Below are 19,719 nucleotides of genomic sequence, written 5' to 3'. Positions count from 1 at the left end.
AAAAAAACGACCCATGAACTTTGAGATCGTTCTGGCCCTTCTGGCCGTAGGACTCGTGGCCGGCATGCTTGGCGGCCTCGTCGGCATCGGCGGCGGCATCGTGATCGTTCCGGCGCTCGTGTACTTCATGGGCTACTCCCAGAAGATGGCCCAGGGCACCTCGCTCGGCATCCTGCTGCTGCCCGTAGGAATACTGGCCGTATGGCAATACCACAAGGCCGGAGAGCTTAATATGCAGGCCGTGTGGCTCGTGGCCGCGGGCTTCGTGGTCGGCGGCTTTCTCGGGAGCCGCATCGCCCTCAGCCTGCCCCAGGACACCGTCAAGAAGATCTTCGCCGCCGTACTGATCCTGACCGCGTTCAAGATGCTGTTCCTCGACAAGAAGATCAAGGAAACGGCCGCTCGGAATACGGCGCCGGTTGAGGCTATCGAAAAAAAGGTCTGACCCCTTTGCTCCCCCGCTTATCTGTTTGCTCCCGCCCACCGGCGGGAGTTTTTTATTACCTTCCCGCTGCGCACCTCCGCACCAAAACTGACGCCATGAAAAAATTACTGACCGCCTGTATCCTGCTCTGGTCCGGAGTGACCTACGCTCAGCCAAGCCAGCAGCTCGCCAGCGCCGCACTCCGCTACTTCATCGCACTTCCCTACGGTAAGACCACAACGGCCTTCCTGCAGGAGCTTGCCGCCGACACCTCGCTGATCGTGGATCCCAAGGAAAGCGCTGAGCGTTTCCGGGCGCGCTTCCGGTCCAACCGCCTGTTTCCGGAAGCAGATTCGGCGGGTATTCAATATGGCCGCAACGGAACCTATTGGAAGAACCGAAGCACCGGTGCTACCTACCGTGGCACGAGCTACAACTCACTCATTCAGGTCTACCGCGTTCCGAAAGACCGGTTCACCTGGAAGGAATGGAAAGACCGCTGCATGACCATCGTGCGCGACCTGGGGAGCGTTACCAATCGGAAAGACCTGAACCTGATCACCGACCTGAAGGTGCGCGGCTTTACCTTCTCGGACCGTGAGTTTCGCACCAACGACATTAACATCCGTTTTGGAGAGGCCGCGCACAGTGATCACTGGTTCTTCCTGATCGAGCTGATGCACGAGCCGCCGGTACAACAACCTTAAATGAAGATTCACCGTCAATAAAGATCCTGATCCTGATGAAGCCTGTATTATTACTGATCGCGCTTTGCTATTGCACCGCCGGCCATGCGCAGCTGAGCCCCGGGCTAGACGCCGTTGCCCGCCGGTATTTCCACCTGCTGCCGGAGGGAACTGACCCGCAGGAGTGGGTGAAGCAACTCAATGCCGCCCCTGCCGTGGTGCCTTCGCCTGTACCCGCGCCGAACTGGCTGTTCCGCGGACGCTTTCACAATCCACGAATGATCGAAGGTGCAGACACTGCTACCCTGCTTTTTGGCCGGGTGAACACTTACCATAAGAACATAAGTACCGGTGCCACGGTGCTGACAAGCTCCTATTACACCTATATCCAGGAATACAGCGCTCCCGGGAAAGACTTTACCTGGAAACAGTGGAAGCGGTATTGCAAGGAGATCGTTCAGCCGTTTTTAGCCAACAGTATCTGGCGGGAGCAGACTTCCGGCACCGCTGGCCAGGTGCGTGTGTATACCATCAACGACCGGGACCACGCCGATCCGCATCTACGCATCCGGTTCGGGAAGAATCTCCGTGACGATTGGTTCCTGTCGCTCGAATATCAATACAATGCGCTCCCCTGACCCGTTGGCGGACCGGTAAGCCCTTCGCCGGCAATAGGCACGAATACCGAACCATACTTTAGCCCAACACCCGCCGGATGGAATGCAGCGGGTGCGTTTGGACGCCATCCGCGCGGCGCACGATGCCTTCCTGTCGCAACTCGTCGACGCGCACCTTGCCCGCAGCATGGATGATCCCGCCCTCACCCAGCACGATGCCCACATGCGTCACGCGGCCCTTCTCGTTGTGAAAAAAGGCCAGGTCGCCGAAGCGGGCTTCCTCTACGCTTGAAACGGGTTGCCCCTGCTCCGCCTGCTGGTACGCATCACGCAACAGCCCGATGCCGCACAAGCGGAACACAGTCTGCACAAAGCCGCTGCAGTCGACGCCCAGCACCGTCTTGCCGCCCCAGAGATAGGGGGCGTTCCGGAATGCATGCGCCGTGCGCCACAGCAGGTCGGCGTCGAAGGGGTCGCGGCGGTCGCGCAGGAGGCCGTGGTACTTGTGCTCGCCGTCCCAGAGCAGCCGCGTTTCGGGATCGTAGCCGGGCAGGAAGGCGCCCATCGGCAGGTTATAGAGCCCGTCGGGGCCGGTGAGCGGGTTCAGCGGATCGCTGCAGACATACGCCGGCTGCAGGCGTGCCAGGGCCTCGTCGGTCGCCGTCAGCTGCAGCGCCGTGACCCAACCCTCGTAGCCGTCGATCAACCCACGTATGCGCCGCCACTCGGCAGCTTCCTCCAGCACCTGCACGGGCTCGCCGAACAGCAGCTGGCTCACGAGCTCGCCCCGGTGGGCCGCCTCGCCGCGCACCGGGGCTACCGGCACCGCACAAAATGCAAATTCCATGAATGCTTTTTTGTGCAATGTAGCAATCGGTGCATCTTAGCAGCAGCCAAATACTCCCGGAGTACCCTGTGACCCCTGCACGCCTTCACGATATGACCGATGCCGACCTGCTCGCCCGCTACTACGCGACCGGCGACCAGCAATGGCTGGGGCACCTGCTCGAGCGCTATACGCTGCTCCTGCTCGGCGTATGCATGAAATACCTGAAAGACGAGCACGAGGCCCGCGACGCCGTGCAGCAGGTATTCCTCAAGGTACTGACAGAGGCAGGCCGCTTCAAGATAGAATTCTTCAAGTCCTGGCTCTACATGGTGGCCAAGAACCATTGCCTGATGAAGCTCCGGAGTCAGCAGGGCAAGCGGATGCAGGACATCGACAACCATGCCTTTGCCGCACCCGAGGACCGGCGCGAGGAACTGCTTGAGAACGAGCAGACCTACCGCTACCTCGGACAGGCCCTTGCCGAACTGGGGCCGGAGCAGCAACAGTGCGTAACTTTGTTTTACCTGGAAAAGAAAAGCTACCAGCAGGTGAGCGACCTTACGGGTTACTCGCTGATGCAGGTCAAGAGCTATATTCAGAACGGCAAGCGCAACCTCCGCATCCTGCTGGAGCGCAAGCTGAAAGAACACACGAAATGAACGAGCGCCTCAAGGACATATTATCCAACCTGCATTCCGAGGTCGACCAGGAGGAGCTCCTGCGCTACCTTGAGGGGCATCTGGCGCCCGAGCAGCAGCAGGAGCTGGAGGCGCAGCTCCTCGACAACGACTTCGAAGCCGAAGCGCTCGAAGGCCTGCAGGCCCTCCCCGACCAGAAAAAGATCGCGGGCCTCGTGGAAGGCCTCAACCGCGACCTGCGGAAGAAAACCGAAAAGCGGCAGGCTCGCCGCAAGGCACCCCTGCAACTGGAGCCCTGGCTCCTCATCACCATCGCCCTCATCCTCCTGCTTGCCATCATCGGTTTCGTGATCATCAAGATGAAGTCGGGCGAGTAGTTTATTTGTCGATTGGTCGATTGGTAAGGGGTCGTTTCGGTGCAGCATACTTGATCGTACCGGAAGACCATACGCGTGCGCGGTGTACCGATGTGAAGCCCATAGCGCTGTAAGCAACGATCCGCGGTAATCGTATCAAATCCGTATCATCGGCGTTCCTTCTCTCATGTGTGCTTACAATCAGCGCGCTGCCCAAGATAACAGACACAGGATTGCGGGTCGTTATTTCGACACTCGGTATTCCACGGTTGAAACGCTGGGTGGCCAAGGCCAACCGTTCGTTGTTCCCTGTTCCTTATTCCTTGTTCACCTGTTATCCCAGGCAAGCGGGAGCCCTGGCGGTGACGCTGCCCCCGGGAAATCTGAAATCACAAATCACAAATCTGCAATAAAAAGCCCCGGCTTCAACCGGGGCTTTTCAACTTCTTACTGATACTGTATATATACGGGCTTCGGCTTCAGTCCCAGGATCGTCTCGCGACTCATCATCTCCTTCTGGTTCGACTTCTCCGTATCGTTCACGTAGAACAGCTTGAAACCCGTGAACTGCACCGGCTGCTCGTTGATCCAGTAGCGGTAAGTGCCTTTCTTCAGGTCCGGGGGACCCCAGCCGTCCATGTCCATGATGATCTGCACCTCGGGGCGCAGGGTGATGTCCTTATAGTTCTGCACCATGCCTTTGGTAAAGCGGTGCACCATGAACATCTTGGGGGGCAGGTTGTGCTTCTTCACGAGGTCGGCGAGGTACCCCGACACGTAGTTCACCTCGGAAGCGGTCACCGTACCGATCACGGAGCCGGGCTTCTTGCCGCCCTTGCCGTTCATCGCGAACTCAGGGTCGATGCCGAGGTGCACGTTGGGCAGTGACAGGTATTTCTCGAACAGCGGGATCTCTTTCTCGAACGTCGAAAGGCCGATCTGCACGTCGATGAATACGATGGCGTTGATCTCCTTGGCCCAGTTCAGGATGGTGTCGATTTGGTGGTGCGGCATCCGGTAGCGGTACATGCCGTCCTTGCCGGGCGCACCCTGCGCGGTTACAGCGATATAGTGCAGGCAGGGAATCGACTTGATGACCGTATCGGCCTCGTTCCAGAGCCGGGTCTCTTCGAGGAGCTTCGGGATCATCTCCGCTTTCGGCCACTTACCGAGGGCGCCCATCCGGTTGGAATACAGGTTGCCGTAGTAGGCGATGGGGCGGTAGAAGGGCAGGATCGCACCCGGCAGCGGGTAGGGCCCCTTCACCGGCCAACGGCCCGTGGTATCGCCATTGGCCATATACTTCAGGAGGTAGTCGTAACGCGCCGTATCGAGTGTGCCGCCGCTGCCGGCAGGTGCCCCGGGCGTTGCAGCGGCGGTGGCTGCTGCGCCCGTCTTTTTCGTACTGTCGGCCGCAGCCGCATTCCCCTTGTCGCCGTTCGACTGCCCGTTGCACGAAAGCAGCGTCATCATGGCCAGAAATCCGATGAATCCTTTCATGGAGCGAAGATATTGATCCGACATCGAGTACATAGCTCATCCGGAAGATAAATCAATAGGATTTCCGTAGTTCCACATGGGGCAGTCCGGTTCTTTGAAGAAATCAAGGCAACCAAAAACAGAAGCTGATGATCTTCCGCCTGGTTGTTCCTGCTCTCGCCTTTGTGCTGCTCTTCCTGGCCGCCAGGTCGCAGGTGTCCGGGCAAGCCAGGCAACCCGGCTGCCCCCCCATCATCCCGATCGATAAAAATCATCGTGCCGCTCCCGGCCGGCGGCAAGCCCTGGTGCCGGCTCCTGCCGATGATCCTCCGGTCGTCCCGATCGTGGTGATGGTACGGATGTACAACATGACCTCCAAAAGCTTCGGCAAGGAGGAAGGCGTTACGGCAAGTATGATCCTGCCCGGCGGCGTGTTCGGGCCCATCCCCGGCGTTGGCAGCGCCCGCTACATCGGCTCCTGCGGCGACCGCGCCGCTTTCCAGGCCCGCCAGCGCCCCCTCGACTTCGACAAGGCGGCCAGGTAAGCTCGCTGCACCTGCACGAAATACCCGGCGCTTCTGCTCATGAAAATGGGTGCCTTTGAGGCACCCATTTTCAGTGTAAGCCGGCTGTACGGGCCTGTGTGTACTGCGTCCATCATTTTCCCGACAACAGTACCCGGACGGTCTTCCGGTGCGTACCGTCCTCCACCACCAGTTGGTAGGCACCACCGGTCAGGCCATGCACACCGAGGTCCACCGGAAGCAGCGCGGTGCCGGAAGGCAGGGCAGCCCGGCCCGACAGGATCCGGACGCCATTGGCTGTATAGAGTGAATAGGTGACCGTTTCCTTCCACGCACCTGCCATCTGGATCGTTACCCGGCCTGTAGCCGAGGGATTCGGAAACACCTTGAGCCGGAAGTCGTCTGCAGCGCCTGCTGCCGTGCTGCGGCCGGGCCCCTTCCCGCGTTCGGTAACGGCCGTAGCAGCGCCTGCTTGCCGGCCCGTCGACGTTGTGCTGGCCGGCTGGTCCACCACGTTAAAGCTGATGTTCAGGGAAGCACCGGCCGTGCCCGCGCCGCCGGAATTCGTATAGGGCGTTGCAGAAAGGTAGTACGGACCAGTAAGAGGCGTCCACGCGGAATAGTTGCCTCCCGTTTCGGCAAAGAGGGCATACGGGGCTCCGGACTCCGTAACCGTGCGCACCATCCTGCCCGAGAGGCGCAGGATCACACTGCCGACTACCGACGGCGCGGTGTTGGCGCGGATATTCAGGTTGCGCGTGGGCAGGGCTGCCAGGTTCAGCGTGGCGCCGTCGGTCAGTGTCATGATATCCTGGTCGGTGTCGGCATTCACCAGCGTGAAGGAGCTGATCGACTGCGTGGCCGTGGCCGTTCCGCTCAGCGTCACCGTGACCTCGTCGGGTTGGCTCTGCGCACCTTTATCGTCGGTCACCACGAGCGCGAACACATAGGTACCGTTGACCATCCCACTCACCGTGGGCTGTGCCATGCTGCTGTTGAAGGTGGGCGTATTCGGCCCGCTCACCAGCGTCCAGTTGTAGGCAGCTATGGTGCCGTCGGCGTCGGTGCCCCGCCCGGCCAGCGTGGTGGAATTGTTCGGCTGCTGCAGCGACCTGTCGGATCCCGCGTCGGCTACCGGCGCTTGGTTACTGCTTTCATCCACTACGATGAAGTTTACCGTGTACGCGGAGCCTGCCGTACCCGAGCCGCCGGTGCTGCTGTAGGGTGTTGCTTTCAGGTGATAGGGACCCGGCACCGGCGTCCACGCATGGTAGTTGCCCCCGACATCACCGAAGAGCGTGAAGGGAGCCGTCGATTCAGTATAGTACCGGGTCTGTGTACCCAACAGGTTGAAGACTACGCTCCGCACGGCGGCCGATCCGGCGTTGGCACGGATGTTCAGGTTGCGCGTCGGCAACGTAGCGAGGTTCAGCGTATCGCCGGTCTGCAGCGTCCTGATGTCCTGCTCCGTATCTGCATTCACCAGGGTAAAGCTGGTCACGATGTGGGTAGCGCTGCCATCCACGACGTTGAAGTGCACGGTGAGCGCCGTGCCCGCGGTGCCTGCGCCACCCGAGCCAGTGTACGGGGTTGCCTTCAGCTCATAGGCCCCGGTTGCGGGCGTCCAGGCGTTGTAGTTACCCTGCGCATCTCCGAACAAGGTATACGGAGCCCCGGACTCGGTAGGGAAATGCGATTGCGCCCCGCCGAGGACGAACCGGACGCTGCCCACCGTTGCCGGCGCGGTGTTGGCGCGGATGTTCAGGTTCCGGGTCGGCAGGGTAGCCAGGTCAAGGGTCGCACCGTGGCTCAGGGTCATGATGTCCTGCTCCGTGTCGGCATTCACCAGCGTAAAGGTGCTCACGGATGGTGCGGTTGACTGCGCTGCGTAAACGGTTACGTTAACCTCGTCGGGTGTACTCCGAAGGCCGGCGGTATCGGTTACCACCAGCGAGAACACGTAGGTGCCTTGTGCGAGTCCGCTGATGGTCGGAACCGCTACCGTAGTACTACTGAACGTGGCGTTGTTGGGACCACTGACCTGCCGCCATTGCCAGCTTGCAATGGGCCCTTCGGCATCCCTGCCGGATCCGCTCAGCGCGGGCGACTTATCGGTATACGTGGAGAAATCGAGCCCGGCGTTGGCCACAGGCGCCTGGTTGGGACCGCCCTGGTTGATGATCGTAAAGCGTACGGTGAGGGAGCCACCGGCAGTGCCGGAGCTGTGCGCACCGGTGTAGGAGGTTGCCTTCAGCGTGTAGGAGCCGGGGCCGAGCGACCAGGGGTTGTAGTTCCCGCCGGCATCGCCGTAGAGCGCGTAGGGCGCAGTCGATTCGATATAATTTCTCGTCTGGCCCCCCGTCAGGTTAAAGCCCACGCTGCCCACGGGACCCGGCGCTGTGTTGGCCCGGATGTTCAGCCGTTGCGTGGGCAGGGAATAGTAGTTGAGCGTGGCGCCGTCGGTCAGCGTCATGATGTCCTGGTCCGTATCCGCGTTTACGAGGGTGAAGGAGCTCACGTGCTGGTCGGTGGTCGGGGGCGGGTTTACGGTCACGAACACGGCATCCGCCTCGCTCTCGTTGCCTTCGTTATCGGTGACCGTCAGAAAGAAGACGTAATGCCCGGGGATGAGCCCGCTTACGGTGGGGTTGGCAACGGTGTCGCTGCTGAAGGTGGCGCGGTTCGGGTTCTCATAATCGCTCCACCGGTAGCGTACGATGGTGCCGTCAGCATCGGTGCCCGACCCGTCTAGGGTGACTGAGCTGGCGGGCGCGGTGATGGTCTTATCGGGACCTGCGTTTGCCACGGGCATTGCGCTGGTTGCTGTTATGGCGGCCATGGGGCCATGGCTGCCAGGGGAGCTTTGAGCGTACGTAGTCAGGGTAAAAGAGAAGAAGAGACAAAAAAGGAAGAAACGGTGGAGAGGGAAGGTCGGGGTAGAGTTGTGTTGCTCCATGTAGGGTGTGATTAGGTTAGCAAAAAAGATCAGGAACGGCGGAAAAGTAATGGGAGCTTCGGGCATGGGCATGCCGGTGTGGGTAGGGCTTATTCACTCATCGGTCAACATTTTAGGTTAGCAAATCACCGGTGAAGGCGTAGGAACAATCGTGGCTGAGGGTACTGCAAAAAGAATGCAAAAATTTAAAGCCCTTCTTTGGTGGAAGCGTCTGCAGAGGAGCCAGGGATCGGGAATATCGACGAACAACGTAGCCCTTCCAACAATAGCGTTCGCTACAAATTCTTAAAACGCTGCCGGCACCGGAGCGCCGCCGTATCTTTGCCGCCCGGCCGGAGCTTTGAACTCCCGGGCGGACCAAAAACATGAGCAAAAAAGGAAAAGTGCTGGTCGCCATGAGTGGCGGCATCGACAGCACCGTGGCGGCACTCATGCTGCACGAAGAAGGGTACGAGGTCATCGGCATTACGATGAAGACCTGGGATTATACCGCCTCGGGCGGCTCCAGGAAAGAAACCGGCTGCTGCAACGTAGACTCCTTTAACGACGCCCGCATGGCGGCCGTGGAGCACGGATTCCCCCATTACATCCTCGACATCCGCGACGAGTTCGGCTCCTTCGTGGTCGAGAACTTCGTGGATGAGTACCTCGCCGGCCGCACCCCCAACCCCTGCGTGCTCTGCAATACGCACATCAAGTGGCGCGCCCTCCTGAAGCGTGCCGACGCCCTCGGCTGCGACTTCATCGCTACGGGCCACTACGCATCGGTCGGGCAGCATACGAACGGACGCTTCTTTGTATCCAAGGGCATCGACGAAACCAAGGACCAGAGCTACGTGCTGTGGGGCCTGGAGCAGGACCTGCTGCGCCGCACCCTCTTGCCGCTGGGCACCTACCGCAAAACAGCCATCCGCCAGATGGCGCACGACTTCGGCTACCCCGAGCTGGCCAAAAAGGCCGAGAGCTACGAGATCTGCTTTGTGCCCGACAACGACTACCGCGGCTTCCTGAAGCGCAAGGTGGACGGGCTCGAGGAGCGCGTGGCCGGCGGCGCCTTCGTGGACAAAGAAGGCACTATCCTGGGCCGCCACAAGGGCTACCCCTTCTATACCATTGGCCAGCGCAAGGGACTCGACATCGCCCTCGGCAAGCCCGTGTACGTCACCGCCATCGACCCCGACACCAATACCGTGGTGCTCGGCGATGAGGCCGACCTCGACAAGGACGCAATGTTCGTGGGCAAGGTCAACTGGCTCAAGTACGACGGCATTGACGGCGAGCTCGAGGCCCGCACCAAGATCCGCTACAAGGATCCCGGCTCGATGTCGCTGCTGCGCCCAGAGGAAGGCGGCGTGTCGGTACGCTTCTTCGAGCCCGCCAAGGGCATTGCCCCCGGCCAGAGCGCCGTCTTCTACGACGGCAACGACGTCATCGGCGGCGGCATCATCCAACGCTACTAGAACGGCACGGAGAAAACGCAGAAAACGCGGAATACTTACTGGTATTCCGCGTTTTTTCTTGCGCGTTGACCGCTGGCCGCACACGCTACACTGAAGCATACCGGAGATGGCGCTTTCGTCAAAACGCAGAAATGCTTCGTAAACGAAGCCCGTTAAAAGAAGCTTTCACAAAAAGACAAAGCACCGGTGAGCGCGGCTCACTTCCGCGTTTTCTCCTGCAACTCCGCGCCGGATGAGTTAACCGCCTTTAGCGGGATGGGGCACCAGCAACTTTGTTTTAGTCAAACGACCGGTTTCAGGCGAAAGGCACTCCCACATAAATTCTTCCGCGTTTTCCGCGTTTTCTGCGTGTCCCTCCCCCATTCCTGTGCCCGGATTTGCGTAGTTTTAAAGCGCGGAAGCCCATGGCATCCGGATTGAATACCATGAAACTTATGAAAGTAACCCTACCGTCCTGCTGCGGGCTCCTCCTGCTTCTGGGCGCCTGTACCGACAAAAAGGACGAGTTCGTGCCGGAGACGCCTGCCGCCTACGTGCAGCTCGCCCCCGGCAAATACATCACCTACCTGCTCGACTCTACCGTGTTCGTACAATCGGGCCGCGTACAAGAGAATCACCGCTACCAGGAAAAACATACGGTTGACGCACAGGTTACCGATGCCCTCAGCCGCCCCTCCTGGCGCATCTTCCGCTCGCTCCGCGACTCGGCCGGCACCCGTGCCTGGGAGCCCGCCGGCACCTACCTGGTGACCCTCACCAACGGCACGCTCGAGCGCATCGAAGACAATATGCGCACCGTGCGGCTCGCCACTCCGGTAACCGCCGGCACCTCCTGGAAAGGCCACCGCTTCCTCGCTACCGAGCCCTATACCCTGCTCTACAACTTCAGCAACGATGATGCGCCCGGCTTCGGCGACTGGGATTTCACCATCGCCTCGTCGGGCGAGTCGGTAGCCATCCGCGGACAGGTGTACGAAAACGTAGCTACCGTCAACGGGGTCGACGAATCGCTCAACGTACCGATCACCATCCCGACCTCCTTTGGCTACCGCAGTTTCCTCACCGAGCAGTGGGCCCGCGGCGTAGGCATGATCTACCAGAACTACATTCTCTGGGAATACCAGCCCAACCCGAACGGCACCCCCTACCGCATCGGCTTCGGCGTAGAGCGGAGCATCATCGATCACAATTAACCCTGACCATGAAATACAACAAAGCCCTCCTGCTGCTCGCTTGCCTCTTTGCCCTGCTGGGCGCAGAGGCGCAAACGCGCTACCTCGTGAAGTTCCGCAACAAGGGCTTCAACACGCATTCCCTTGCCAACCCCGCAACGTACCTGTCGCAGCGCAGCATCGACCGCCGCACGCGCTACGCCATCGCCTACGACAGCACCGACCTTCCGGTGACGCCCCGCTACCTCGACTCCCTGCGCAGCGTGCCCAACGTTACGATCCTCAATGCTTCGAAATGGCTCAACCAGGTGTCGATCCGCACCACCGATGCGGCAGCGATCGCCCGCATCAATGCCATGCCCTTCGTGCAGTCGGTAGCCGCCGTCTCGGCGCGGCTCGGTGTTGCCACCGGTAGCCCCCTGCGGCGCGATAAGCTGGCGCAGCCCGAAGGCAGCGCCGTTGCCGGCCGCTTCACGGGTACCGAGGCAGAAGTGTATAACTACGGTCAGTCGGCCAACCAGGTGCGTATCCATAACGGGCAGTTCCTGCACAACATCGGGCTGCACGGCGAAGGCTTCGTGATCGGCATGCTCGACGCCGGCTACCAGAACTACCTCTCCGTTCCCTCGCTCGACTCCATCCGGATCAACGGCCAGATCCTCGGCGTCTACGACTTCGTAGCCCTCGACGGCAGCGTGAACGAGGACAACTCCCACGGCATGAACTGCCTCAGCACCATCGCAGCGAATATCCCCGGCACTTTCGTCGGCACCGCGCCCGAGGCGAACTTCTACCTGTACCGCACGGAAGACGCCGGCTCCGAAACGCCCATCGAGATGCACAACTGGGTCTGCGGCGCCGAGCGCGTCGACTCGGTGGGTGGCGACCTCATCTCCTCTTCGCTGGGCTACTATGATTTTGACGCACCGTACGGGTCGTTCAACCATACCTTCTCCGACATGAACGGCAACACCACGATGCCGGCCATCGGCGCCGACCTGGCCGCGAAAAAAGGCATCATGGTGGTGAATGCCGCCGGCAACGAAGGCGGCAACTCCTGGGGCCGCATCATCACCCCGGCCGACGGCGACTCTGTGCTCGCCGTAGGCGCTGTCAATGGGTCGGGAACGCCGGCCTCCTTCACAAGCCGCGGCCCTTCTGCCGATGGCCAGGTAAAGCCCGACCTCGTGTCGGTGGGTGTCGGTACCATCATCCAGTACCCCAGCGGATTTATCGGGGGCGGCAACGGCACCTCCTTCGCCACGCCCAACCTCGCAGGGCTCGTTACCTGCCTCTGGCAGGGCTTTCCCGAGTACAACAATATGAAGATCCTCGAGGCGCTGCGCCGCTCCGGTCACCGCTTCAACACACCCAACGATACGGTGGGCTACGGGATTCCCGACGTGCGCCTGGCGCTGATGAACCTGACGACAGAGTTCTCGAGCGCCACTGCGTTGCTGGGCAATGCCTGTAACACAGCAATTACCTGGACCAGCAAGGACGTGTCGGGCATGCGTTACGAGATCGAGCGGAAGATCCCCGGCCAGTCGGGCTTCAGTACCGTGCTGACGCAACCGGGCAGCGGCTCCGTCTTCGGCGCGGCCCGCAGCTACTCGGTTACCAACCCGGTGCTGGGTGTACCGGCCGGAACCGTTACCTACCGCATCCGCCAGGTGTTTGATACAACGGCGGCCAACCCTGCCTCCGCCATCATCGACGAAATGACCGTCAATGTAGACGCCGCCTGCAGTGCTGCGGGCATCAACGGCCCGGCCCTCGACAACGGCTCCATCGTGCTGGTACCGAACCCGGCGCGGAATGATTTTTCGGTGCGGGTCACAGTACGCTCGTCCTTCCAGGAGGTGCGTTTGCAGGTTACTGACGCGGCTGGAAAACTGGTTACGCAGCGGAAGCTTTCACTCTCCGCGGGCACTACCAACATCCCCGTGTCGGTGTCGCAGTTCGCCGCCGGCAAATATTTCGTGGTGCTGTACGCGAACGGCCAGCTGCTCGGCACGCGCGAGTTGATCAAGCTGTAAGAGCGTGAATCGTCAATCGTGAAGGAGCGGCTCACAGTTCGGAAATCCTTACACAATACATCTTTCAAAGAAAGGCCGCGAAGCAATGCTTCGCGGCCTTTCTCGTTTTTTGACGAAGCCTCTTGAATGCAAGCGAAAGCTATGCGCAACAGCAGCCTATTTAAAATTGACGAACCAGGAGCGCCGCAAACAGTGTGTCGGCCTTCTCATCATAGCCTTTATAGTACTTCATCGAACGCAACGTAAGGCCCCCCTCTTGCTGCAGGTATGCCACCACGGCTTCATTCTCTTCGGTGAATACGGAGCAAGTGCTGTACAGCAGGTAGCCACCCGGCTTGAGAAAGCGCGCTGCATTGGCGGCGATGCGCCGCTGCAGGTCGGTATAATGCGCGATGCGACTTTCGGGGAAAAAGGCGAGCTGCTCCGGCGTGCGGCCCCAGGTGCCCGAGCCCGAGCAGGGCGCATCGCAGAGAACAGCGTCGTAGTAACGACGACTATTGAACCCGGCAGCCGCCACATCGGCCACAAAGCTTTGATAGTTCGAAATGCCCGCGCGTTTGAAGCGCTGCCGCAGGTTGTGGAGGATGGTTTCGCGGATGTCGGATGCGGTGAGCTGTACGTCTGACCAATGGTCCCAGGCCAGGATCGACTTGCCGCCTGAGGCCGCGCAGCAATCCCAAAGCGTAAACTTCTTCCCTACCGGAACGGCCTCCATCAGTTGCTCCGGCACCCGCTGCGAATTGCGGTCCTGCACGATCGCCTCGCGGTCCAGCTCGATCACGGCATCGACCTTACTTCCCTGCGGCACTTCCAGGCAATGATCGTTGATCACCGTTAACGGGATGCCGCCGGCGTCGAGCTTCCGCTTCACGGGCTCCTCCTGCCCCGGGCGCAGCCGCAGAAATACGGATGGCTGCACAAGGTGCGCCGCCGAAAAGGCCTTGCTGTCGATCTCCCGGCTCAGGTGCCGGTGCAGCGGGAAGATGGCCAGCGGGTCGGCATCGGGATCGATCGCTTGCAGCCGTTCCGTAGAATTACGGTCCGGGAGCAGCGCCCACTCCGGCTTCCAGGCCCAGAGCGGCGAAGCCGGGTCCTGCTCCGTCAGCAGCCAGCCGAGCGCGATCCGCTCTTCCGCCGATCGTTCTGAGAATAGTCCGCCGAGCCGCAAGTAGGCATAGCACAATGTGCTCACCATCCGGCGGTCGCGCGAGCCGAACTTTTTCTCCTTGCGGAAATATTCCTTGAGCCAGGATGCGAACGGCACCGCGCCATCGTACTGGCCGAGCAAGGTGGCAGCGGAGCGAACGTAAGCCTCGATTTTCATGCGTACAAAGGTGCTGTAAAATCAGCCGCAACGGCTTGCTATTCTACCGTCGCCGGCTGCACTCCCCAGCCCCGTGCATCGTACAGTTCCAAGACGGAGCTATCACCTGCCTCGATCGGGCGCGCGACCCAATGCTTGCCCTCCAGTACCTTTTCGAAGGTGATGCATTCGCGCGTGCTGTCTGCAGCCCACCGCTGCTCCTTGTAGAAATACCTTACCGGAAGCAGCTGCGTACCGGACCAGCGGCAAAAAGAGGCCGACTCCTCGCAGGCACCAAACCGGTAATAACTACCGAGCTCCCGGCGGATCGGGTCCACCGACAGGCAAGACGCCGCCGACAGGTCTTCGCTGAACTCGTAGCGCCTGCTGGCTGGGTTCCAGAGCCAGCAATCGTACCAGACGTTGATCGCCCCTGAGTTGTTGAAAAGCAGGAGATCATTGTGCCCATCGAAATTCAGGTCAGCGGCCTGTATACAGGGGCGGCGGCGACCTCTATTCCAGCCACCGTAGGATTCACTCATCCGGAGGGTTTCGGTTTTGCCATCGGGGTAGTAAACGGTAAAGGCCATTTGCGCAAACTCCGTCAGGGGTCCAAGCAGTGTAAGCTGCAAGTCTACCGTGATGCTGCCTGTGACCGGGATCTTCAACGTTGTCGTATCACCGGGTGCCTGCAAAAGGCGCCACAGTTCCCCGTTCGAAAATGCCCAGTCCGGAGCGGGCGCTTCCTTGCCTGTTCCCGCCGGTACCGGCTTTGTAGAATCCTCCGCAAAAAAGCATCCTTGCACAAAGCAGGATAACGCGAGGAGGCTCCGAAGAAGTGAACGTGGCTGCATAGTCGCTGGAATTGGGTAATGAAAGTGCAGGCATACGGAGGCGTACACCGTTAGAAACGCGAAACCGGTACGCTTAGTACGCAGCCATCCAGCCATCGGCCCAGTCGGGAAGTGCCGGAACAAAAAAGCCCCGGCGCAAGCGTCGGGGCTTTTTGAGCTAAATACTTTGAGAAATAAGTCTTACAATAGAGTATCTCCAACCTAAGTTCCCCTACCGGGGGACAGGGGGCCGGGCGTCTTAGAGCTCCAGCAGCGCCTTCAGCGGATCCTTGCCGAACAGCAGCAGCTCGGGGTTCTCGAGCAGCTCCTTCACGCGCACAAGGAACGATACCGACTCGCGGCCGTCGATGATGCGGTGGTCGTAGCTGAGGGCGAGGTACATCATCGGGCGGATCACGATCTCTCCGTTTACCACCATTGGGCGCTCCTGGATCTTGTGCATGCCCAGGATGGCCGACTGCGGGATGTTGATGATGGGCGTCGACATGAGCGAGCCGAACACGCCGCCGTTGGTGATGGTGAACGTACCGCCCTGCATCTCTTCCATCGTCAGCTTGCTGTCGCGGGCCTTGCCGGCGAGCTCGATCACTTTCTTTTCGATCTCGGCCATGCTCAGGCTTTCCGCGTTGCGGATCACCGGCACCACGAGGCCCTTGGGCGCAGACACGGCAATAGAGATATCGCAGTATTGGTGGTAGACGATCGAATCGCCGTCGATATAGGCGTTCACCGCGGGCCACTCCTGCAACGCGAAGCAAACGGCCTTGGTGAAGAACGACATGAACCCGAGGTTCACGCCGTGCGACTCCTTGAACTTGTCTTTGTTGGCCGTGCGGATCGCCATGATCTTGCCCATGTCCACCTCGTTGAAGGTGGTGAGCATCGCCGTCGTGTTCTTCGCTTCCACGAGGCGACGGCTGACGGTCTTGCGCAGGTTACTCATCTTCTCGCGCTTCTCCTCGCGGCTGAAGGCGGTGATGCCTGGCTTGCGGCCCGGGTTGGAAAGGGCGTCGAGCACGTCCTCTTTCAGGATCTTGCCGTTGTAGCCACTTGCCTGTATCGACTTCGGATCGACTTTCTTGTCGGCGATGATGGCGGAAGCAACGGGAGTCGCCTTGATATCGTTGGGAACGGACGTAACGGGGGCGGCGGCAGCGGCGGGCTGGGCGGCCGGCTTCGCTTCGGCAGCGGGCGCAGCCTTCGGTGCCTCGGCGGCCGGTGCAGCAGCAGGTGCACCCTCCGGCTTGGCGGCCGTCTCGTCGATCTGCGCGATCACGTCGCCGATGTTGAGGGTATCGCCCTCCTTGCCTACGGTCTTGAGCACGCCGGCCTGCTCGGCATTCACTTCGAAGGTGGCCTTCTCGCTCTCGAGCTCGGCGATCACCTCGTCGCGGTTCACGTAATCGCCGTCCTGCTTCAGCCATTTCACCAGCGTCACTTCATTGATCGACTCGCCGACGGTGGGCACTTTTATTTCAATCATCCGGTTATTGATTTTCGGTGGTTATATCTATCTGTCGTTTCACAATCTCGTTAAATACGGAACGCGGTGTCCACGATCTCGGCCTGCTCCTGCGCGTGGATCTTGCTGTAGCCCGAAGCCGTGGAGGCGCTTGCCTGGCGGCTGATGATGCCGAAGTTGATCCCATGCAGGTTCATCTTCAGGAAGGAGGCGGCGCCCATGTTGAGCGGCTCTTCCTGCACCCAGAACCAGGTGGCGCCGGCATAGCGCGCATAAAGTGCCTGCAGCTGCTGCGCGGGCAGCGGGTAGAGCTGCTCCACGCGCACGATGGCCACGTCGCGGCGCTCCTCTTTCAGCTGGCGCTCGGCGAGGTCGTAGTATACCTTGCCGCTGCAGAACAGGACTTTCTTCACCGCTGCAGGATCGGTAGCGAATCCATCGTCGATCACCTCGCGGAAGCCGCCTTCGGTAAACTGGCCGATGTGCGAGTAGGTGGCCGACAGGCGCAGGTTGGCCTTGGGCGAGAAGTTGATCAGCGGCTTACGGAAGGGCCAGGCCAGCTGGCGGCGCAGCACGTGGAAGAAGTTGGCGGACGTCGTGATGTTGGTCACCACCATGTTGTTTTCGGCACACAGCTGCAGGAAGCGCTCGAGGCGGGCGCTGGAGTGCTCCGGCCCCTGGCCTTCGTAGCCGTGCGGCAGCAGCATCACCACGCCGTTCATCCGCTGCCACTTGGTTTCGGCCGAGGCGATGAACTGGTCGATGATGATCTGGGCGCCGTTGGCGAAGTCGCCGAACTGGGCTTCCCACAGCACCAGCGACTGCGGCGAGGCAAGTGCGTAGCCGTATTCGAAGCCGAGTACGGCGTATTCGGAAAGCAGCGAGTTGTAGATCCGGAACTCGGCGCCGTCGGTGCTCGCCCCGTTGAGGCGGTTATAGGTGGTATTGTTCGTTTCGTCGTAGATCACGGCGTGGCGGTGCGAGAAGGTGCCGCGCTTCACGTCCTGTCCGCTCATGCGCACGTCGTGGCCCTCGGCCAGCAGGCTGGCATAGGCCAGCAGCTCACCGGTAGCCCAGTCGACCTTTTGCTCCGCCTCGAACAGCTTCACCTTGTCTTGCAGGATCTTTTCCACCTTGCGCAGGGGCTTGAAGCCCTCGGGCCATTTCATGAGGCCTTCGAAGAGGCTGCGGAACTGCGTCTCGGTGATCGCGGTTACGGGCGAGGCATCGAAATCGCCGGCAGCGGCCTTGCGCAGGCTTTGCCAGTCGAGCTCGGGCTTCTGGTATTTATACGGGAGGGGGTTCTGCTTTACCTCGTCGAGGCGCTCCTGCAGGTCGCTCCAGAACTTCTGCTCCATTTCCTTTGCCAGCGTCTGCGCGTCGGTGTCGCCGTTCTCGAGCAGGTACTTTACATACTGCTCGCGCGGGTTGGCGTGCTTGTCGATGAGCGAATAAAGCTGCGGCTGCGTGAACTTCGGATCGTCGCCCTCGTTGTGGCCATGCCGGCGGTAGCAAAGCATGTCGATAAAGATGTCGGCGTTGAATTCCTGGCGGTAGCGTGTGGCGATGTCGACGCACTTCACCACAGCCTCGGGGTCGTCGCCGTTGACGTGGAGCACCGGTGCCTGAATGGTCGTTGCGATGGACGTGCTGTAGTCGGAGGTGCGCGCGTCGTCGAAGTCGGTCGTGAAGCCGATCTGGTTGTTGATGACGAAGTGCATGGTGCCGCCGGTGCTGTACCCCTTCAGCTGGCTCATTTGCAGGATCTCGTACACGATGCCCTGGCCGGCCACGGAGGCGTCGCCGTGAATGAGGATCGGCAGGATGGAATCATATTCGGAGCCGTAGAGCACGTCGGCCTTGGCGCGCGCGTAGCCGAGCACCACGGGATCCACCGCTTCGAGGTGCGAGGGGTTGGGGGTCAGCTTCAGGTATATTTCCTTTCCGGAGGGCGTCGTCACCTCGCTGCTGAAGCCGAGGTGGTACTTTACGTCGCCGGACCCCATCGTCTGGTCGGGGATGGCGGTGCCTTCGAATTCAGAGAAGATCGTCTCGTAGGTCTTGCCGAGGATGTTGGCGAGCACGTTGAGGCGGCCCCGGTGGGCCATGCCGATCACCACTTCCTTTACGCCTACTTCGGCGCCGGTGTTGATGATGGCGTCGAGGGCGGCGATGGTGGTTTCCCCGCCTTCGAGCGAGAAACGCTTCTGGCCGATATACTTGGTATGAAGGAATTTCTCGAAGATGACGCCCTGGTTCAGCTTCTCGAGGATGCGGCGGCGGCGCTCGTTCGAAACCGGCTGGTCGAACTGGGACTCCACTTCACGCTGCAGCCACTCGATGCGCTCCTCGGATACGATATACTGGTATTCTACGCCCACGTGGTAGCAATAGATGCGCTGGAGGCGCTCCACGATCTGCTTGAGGGAGGCGTTGGGCAGTCCGATGAAGGACCCGGACGAAAAGGTGCTGTTCAGGTCGGCGTCGGAAAGGCCGAAATGGGGGAGATCCAGGTTGGCGCCACGGTCCTTGCGGGGGCGGATCGGGTTGGTTTTGGCCACCAGGTGGCCTTTTTTACGGTACGCCTGGATGAGGCGGTAGACGGCGAACTCTTTTTGAAGGTTGCCGGCGTCCACTGTGGTGGTGGTGGCGCCACCGGCGCTGGAAGGAGCCGTTGCGGCCGACCCGTTGCGGCCTTCGGTCACGGCAAAGTCGAAGCCTTCGAAGAACTTCCGGTAATCGGGATCGACGCCCTCGGGGTTTTGTAAAAAATCGTTGTAGAGGCTTTCTATATAGGCAGGATGGGAATTCGTGATATACGAGAAATCCTTCATGAAGGGGGATTTTGAATTTTTGGGTAGGCAAATATACCGTTGGAAACCGTACGCGGGCAAATTCTAAAGGGCGCCGGGCGGCAACG

General features: G+C 60.5%; 16 protein-coding genes. 9 read left to right on the top strand and 7 right to left on the bottom strand.

The genetic code is table 11. The features are described 5' to 3' along the window. The first annotated feature begins 13 nt into the window (after positions 1–13). The 3 genes from ABD937_RS05410 to ABD937_RS05400 all read left to right on the top strand — a co-directional run bounded on the left by ABD937_RS05410 (position 14) and on the right by ABD937_RS05400 (position 1,748). Positions 14–445, top strand: coding sequence for a sulfite exporter TauE/SafE family protein (locus ABD937_RS05410; protein ID WP_345254018.1), 432 nt, complete (start codon positions 14–16; stop codon positions 443–445). Between the two features lie 95 nt (positions 446–540). Then, positions 541–1,131, top strand: a complete 591-nt coding sequence (locus tag ABD937_RS05405) for a hypothetical protein (protein WP_345254017.1) — start codon at positions 541–543, stop codon at positions 1,129–1,131. 35 nt (positions 1,132–1,166) lie between these two features. Further along, the gene (locus ABD937_RS05400) at positions 1,167–1,748 is read left to right on the top strand and encodes a hypothetical protein (RefSeq protein WP_345254015.1); all 582 of its coding nucleotides are present in this window, start codon (positions 1,167–1,169) and stop codon (positions 1,746–1,748) included. 58 nt (positions 1,749–1,806) lie between these two features. Here the strand turns inward: ABD937_RS05400 and ABD937_RS05395 are convergent, their stop codons facing one another. Further along, the gene (locus ABD937_RS05395) at positions 1,807–2,574 is read right to left on the bottom strand and encodes a C40 family peptidase (RefSeq protein ID WP_345254013.1); all 768 of its coding nucleotides are present in this window, start codon (positions 2,572–2,574) and stop codon (positions 1,807–1,809) included. A gap of 68 nt (positions 2,575–2,642) precedes the next feature. Between ABD937_RS05395 and ABD937_RS05390 the strand changes: the two genes are divergently transcribed. Beyond that, on the top strand, positions 2,643–3,215 hold the full coding sequence (locus ABD937_RS05390; RefSeq protein ID WP_345254011.1) for an RNA polymerase sigma factor: 573 nt from the start codon (positions 2,643–2,645) through the stop codon (positions 3,213–3,215). After that, entirely contained in the window at positions 3,212–3,571 is a 360-nt protein-coding gene (locus tag ABD937_RS05385; protein ID WP_345254009.1) for a hypothetical protein, read from the top strand. Before ABD937_RS05390 ends, ABD937_RS05385 begins: the two co-directional genes overlap by 4 nt. A 426-nt stretch (positions 3,572–3,997) precedes the next feature. Here the strand turns inward: ABD937_RS05385 and ABD937_RS05380 are convergent, their stop codons facing one another. Beyond that, positions 3,998–5,050: a hypothetical protein gene (locus tag ABD937_RS05380; protein ID WP_345254008.1), complete on the bottom strand. Its 1,053-nt coding sequence runs from the start codon at positions 5,048–5,050 to the stop codon at positions 3,998–4,000. 128 nt (positions 5,051–5,178) lie between these two features. Between ABD937_RS05380 and ABD937_RS05375 the strand changes: the two genes are divergently transcribed. Further along, the gene (locus ABD937_RS05375; RefSeq protein ID WP_345254006.1) at positions 5,179–5,574 is read left to right on the top strand and encodes a DUF5684 domain-containing protein; all 396 of its coding nucleotides are present in this window, start codon (positions 5,179–5,181) and stop codon (positions 5,572–5,574) included. A 112-nt stretch (positions 5,575–5,686) separates the two neighbouring features. Here the strand turns inward: ABD937_RS05375 and ABD937_RS05370 are convergent, their stop codons facing one another. After that, entirely contained in the window at positions 5,687–8,365 is a 2,679-nt protein-coding gene (locus ABD937_RS05370) for a PKD domain-containing protein (RefSeq protein ID WP_345254004.1), read from the bottom strand. Positions 8,366–8,874: 509 nt separating this feature from the next. Between ABD937_RS05370 and mnmA the strand changes: the two genes are divergently transcribed. The 3 genes from mnmA to ABD937_RS05355 all read left to right on the top strand — a co-directional run bounded on the left by mnmA (position 8,875) and on the right by ABD937_RS05355 (position 13,180). Then, complete coding sequence (gene mnmA / locus ABD937_RS05365; protein WP_345254002.1) at positions 8,875–9,969, top strand: tRNA 2-thiouridine(34) synthase MnmA; 1,095 nt, start codon at positions 8,875–8,877, stop codon at positions 9,967–9,969. Between the two features lie 434 nt (positions 9,970–10,403). Further along, positions 10,404–11,162: a hypothetical protein gene (locus tag ABD937_RS05360; RefSeq protein WP_345254001.1), complete on the top strand. Its 759-nt coding sequence runs from the start codon at positions 10,404–10,406 to the stop codon at positions 11,160–11,162. An 8-nt stretch (positions 11,163–11,170) separates the two neighbouring features. Beyond that, positions 11,171–13,180 carry a S8 family peptidase gene (locus ABD937_RS05355; protein ID WP_345254000.1) on the top strand — a complete coding sequence of 670 codons (2,010 nt, stop codon included), beginning with the start codon at positions 11,171–11,173 and terminating at the stop codon, positions 13,178–13,180. A gap of 160 nt (positions 13,181–13,340) precedes the next feature. Here the strand turns inward: ABD937_RS05355 and ABD937_RS05350 are convergent, their stop codons facing one another. From ABD937_RS05350 to ABD937_RS05335, 4 genes are all read right to left on the bottom strand, one after another. Further along, positions 13,341–14,504: an RsmB/NOP family class I SAM-dependent RNA methyltransferase gene (locus ABD937_RS05350; protein WP_345253998.1), complete on the bottom strand. Its 1,164-nt coding sequence runs from the start codon at positions 14,502–14,504 to the stop codon at positions 13,341–13,343. Between the two features lie 38 nt (positions 14,505–14,542). Next, positions 14,543–15,025: an XAC2610-related protein gene (locus ABD937_RS05345; RefSeq protein WP_345253996.1), complete on the bottom strand. Its 483-nt coding sequence runs from the start codon at positions 15,023–15,025 to the stop codon at positions 14,543–14,545. 550 nt (positions 15,026–15,575) lie between these two features. Beyond that, a complete protein-coding gene (gene odhB, locus ABD937_RS05340) occupies positions 15,576–16,820 on the bottom strand; it encodes a 2-oxoglutarate dehydrogenase complex dihydrolipoyllysine-residue succinyltransferase (protein ID WP_345253995.1) in 1,245 nt (414 codons plus the stop codon). Between the two features lie 50 nt (positions 16,821–16,870). Then, on the bottom strand, positions 16,871–19,633 hold the full coding sequence (locus tag ABD937_RS05335) for a 2-oxoglutarate dehydrogenase E1 component (protein ID WP_345253993.1): 2,763 nt from the start codon (positions 19,631–19,633) through the stop codon (positions 16,871–16,873). Positions 19,634–19,719: the final 86 nt, after the last annotated feature.

The organism is Flaviaestuariibacter amylovorans (genome assembly GCF_039541815.1).
GTDB lineage: Bacteria > Bacteroidota > Bacteroidia > Chitinophagales > Chitinophagaceae > Flavisolibacter > Flavisolibacter amylovorans.
The sequence above is the reverse complement of the archived record's forward strand: the minus strand, read 5'-3'. Positions and strand labels throughout refer to the sequence as shown.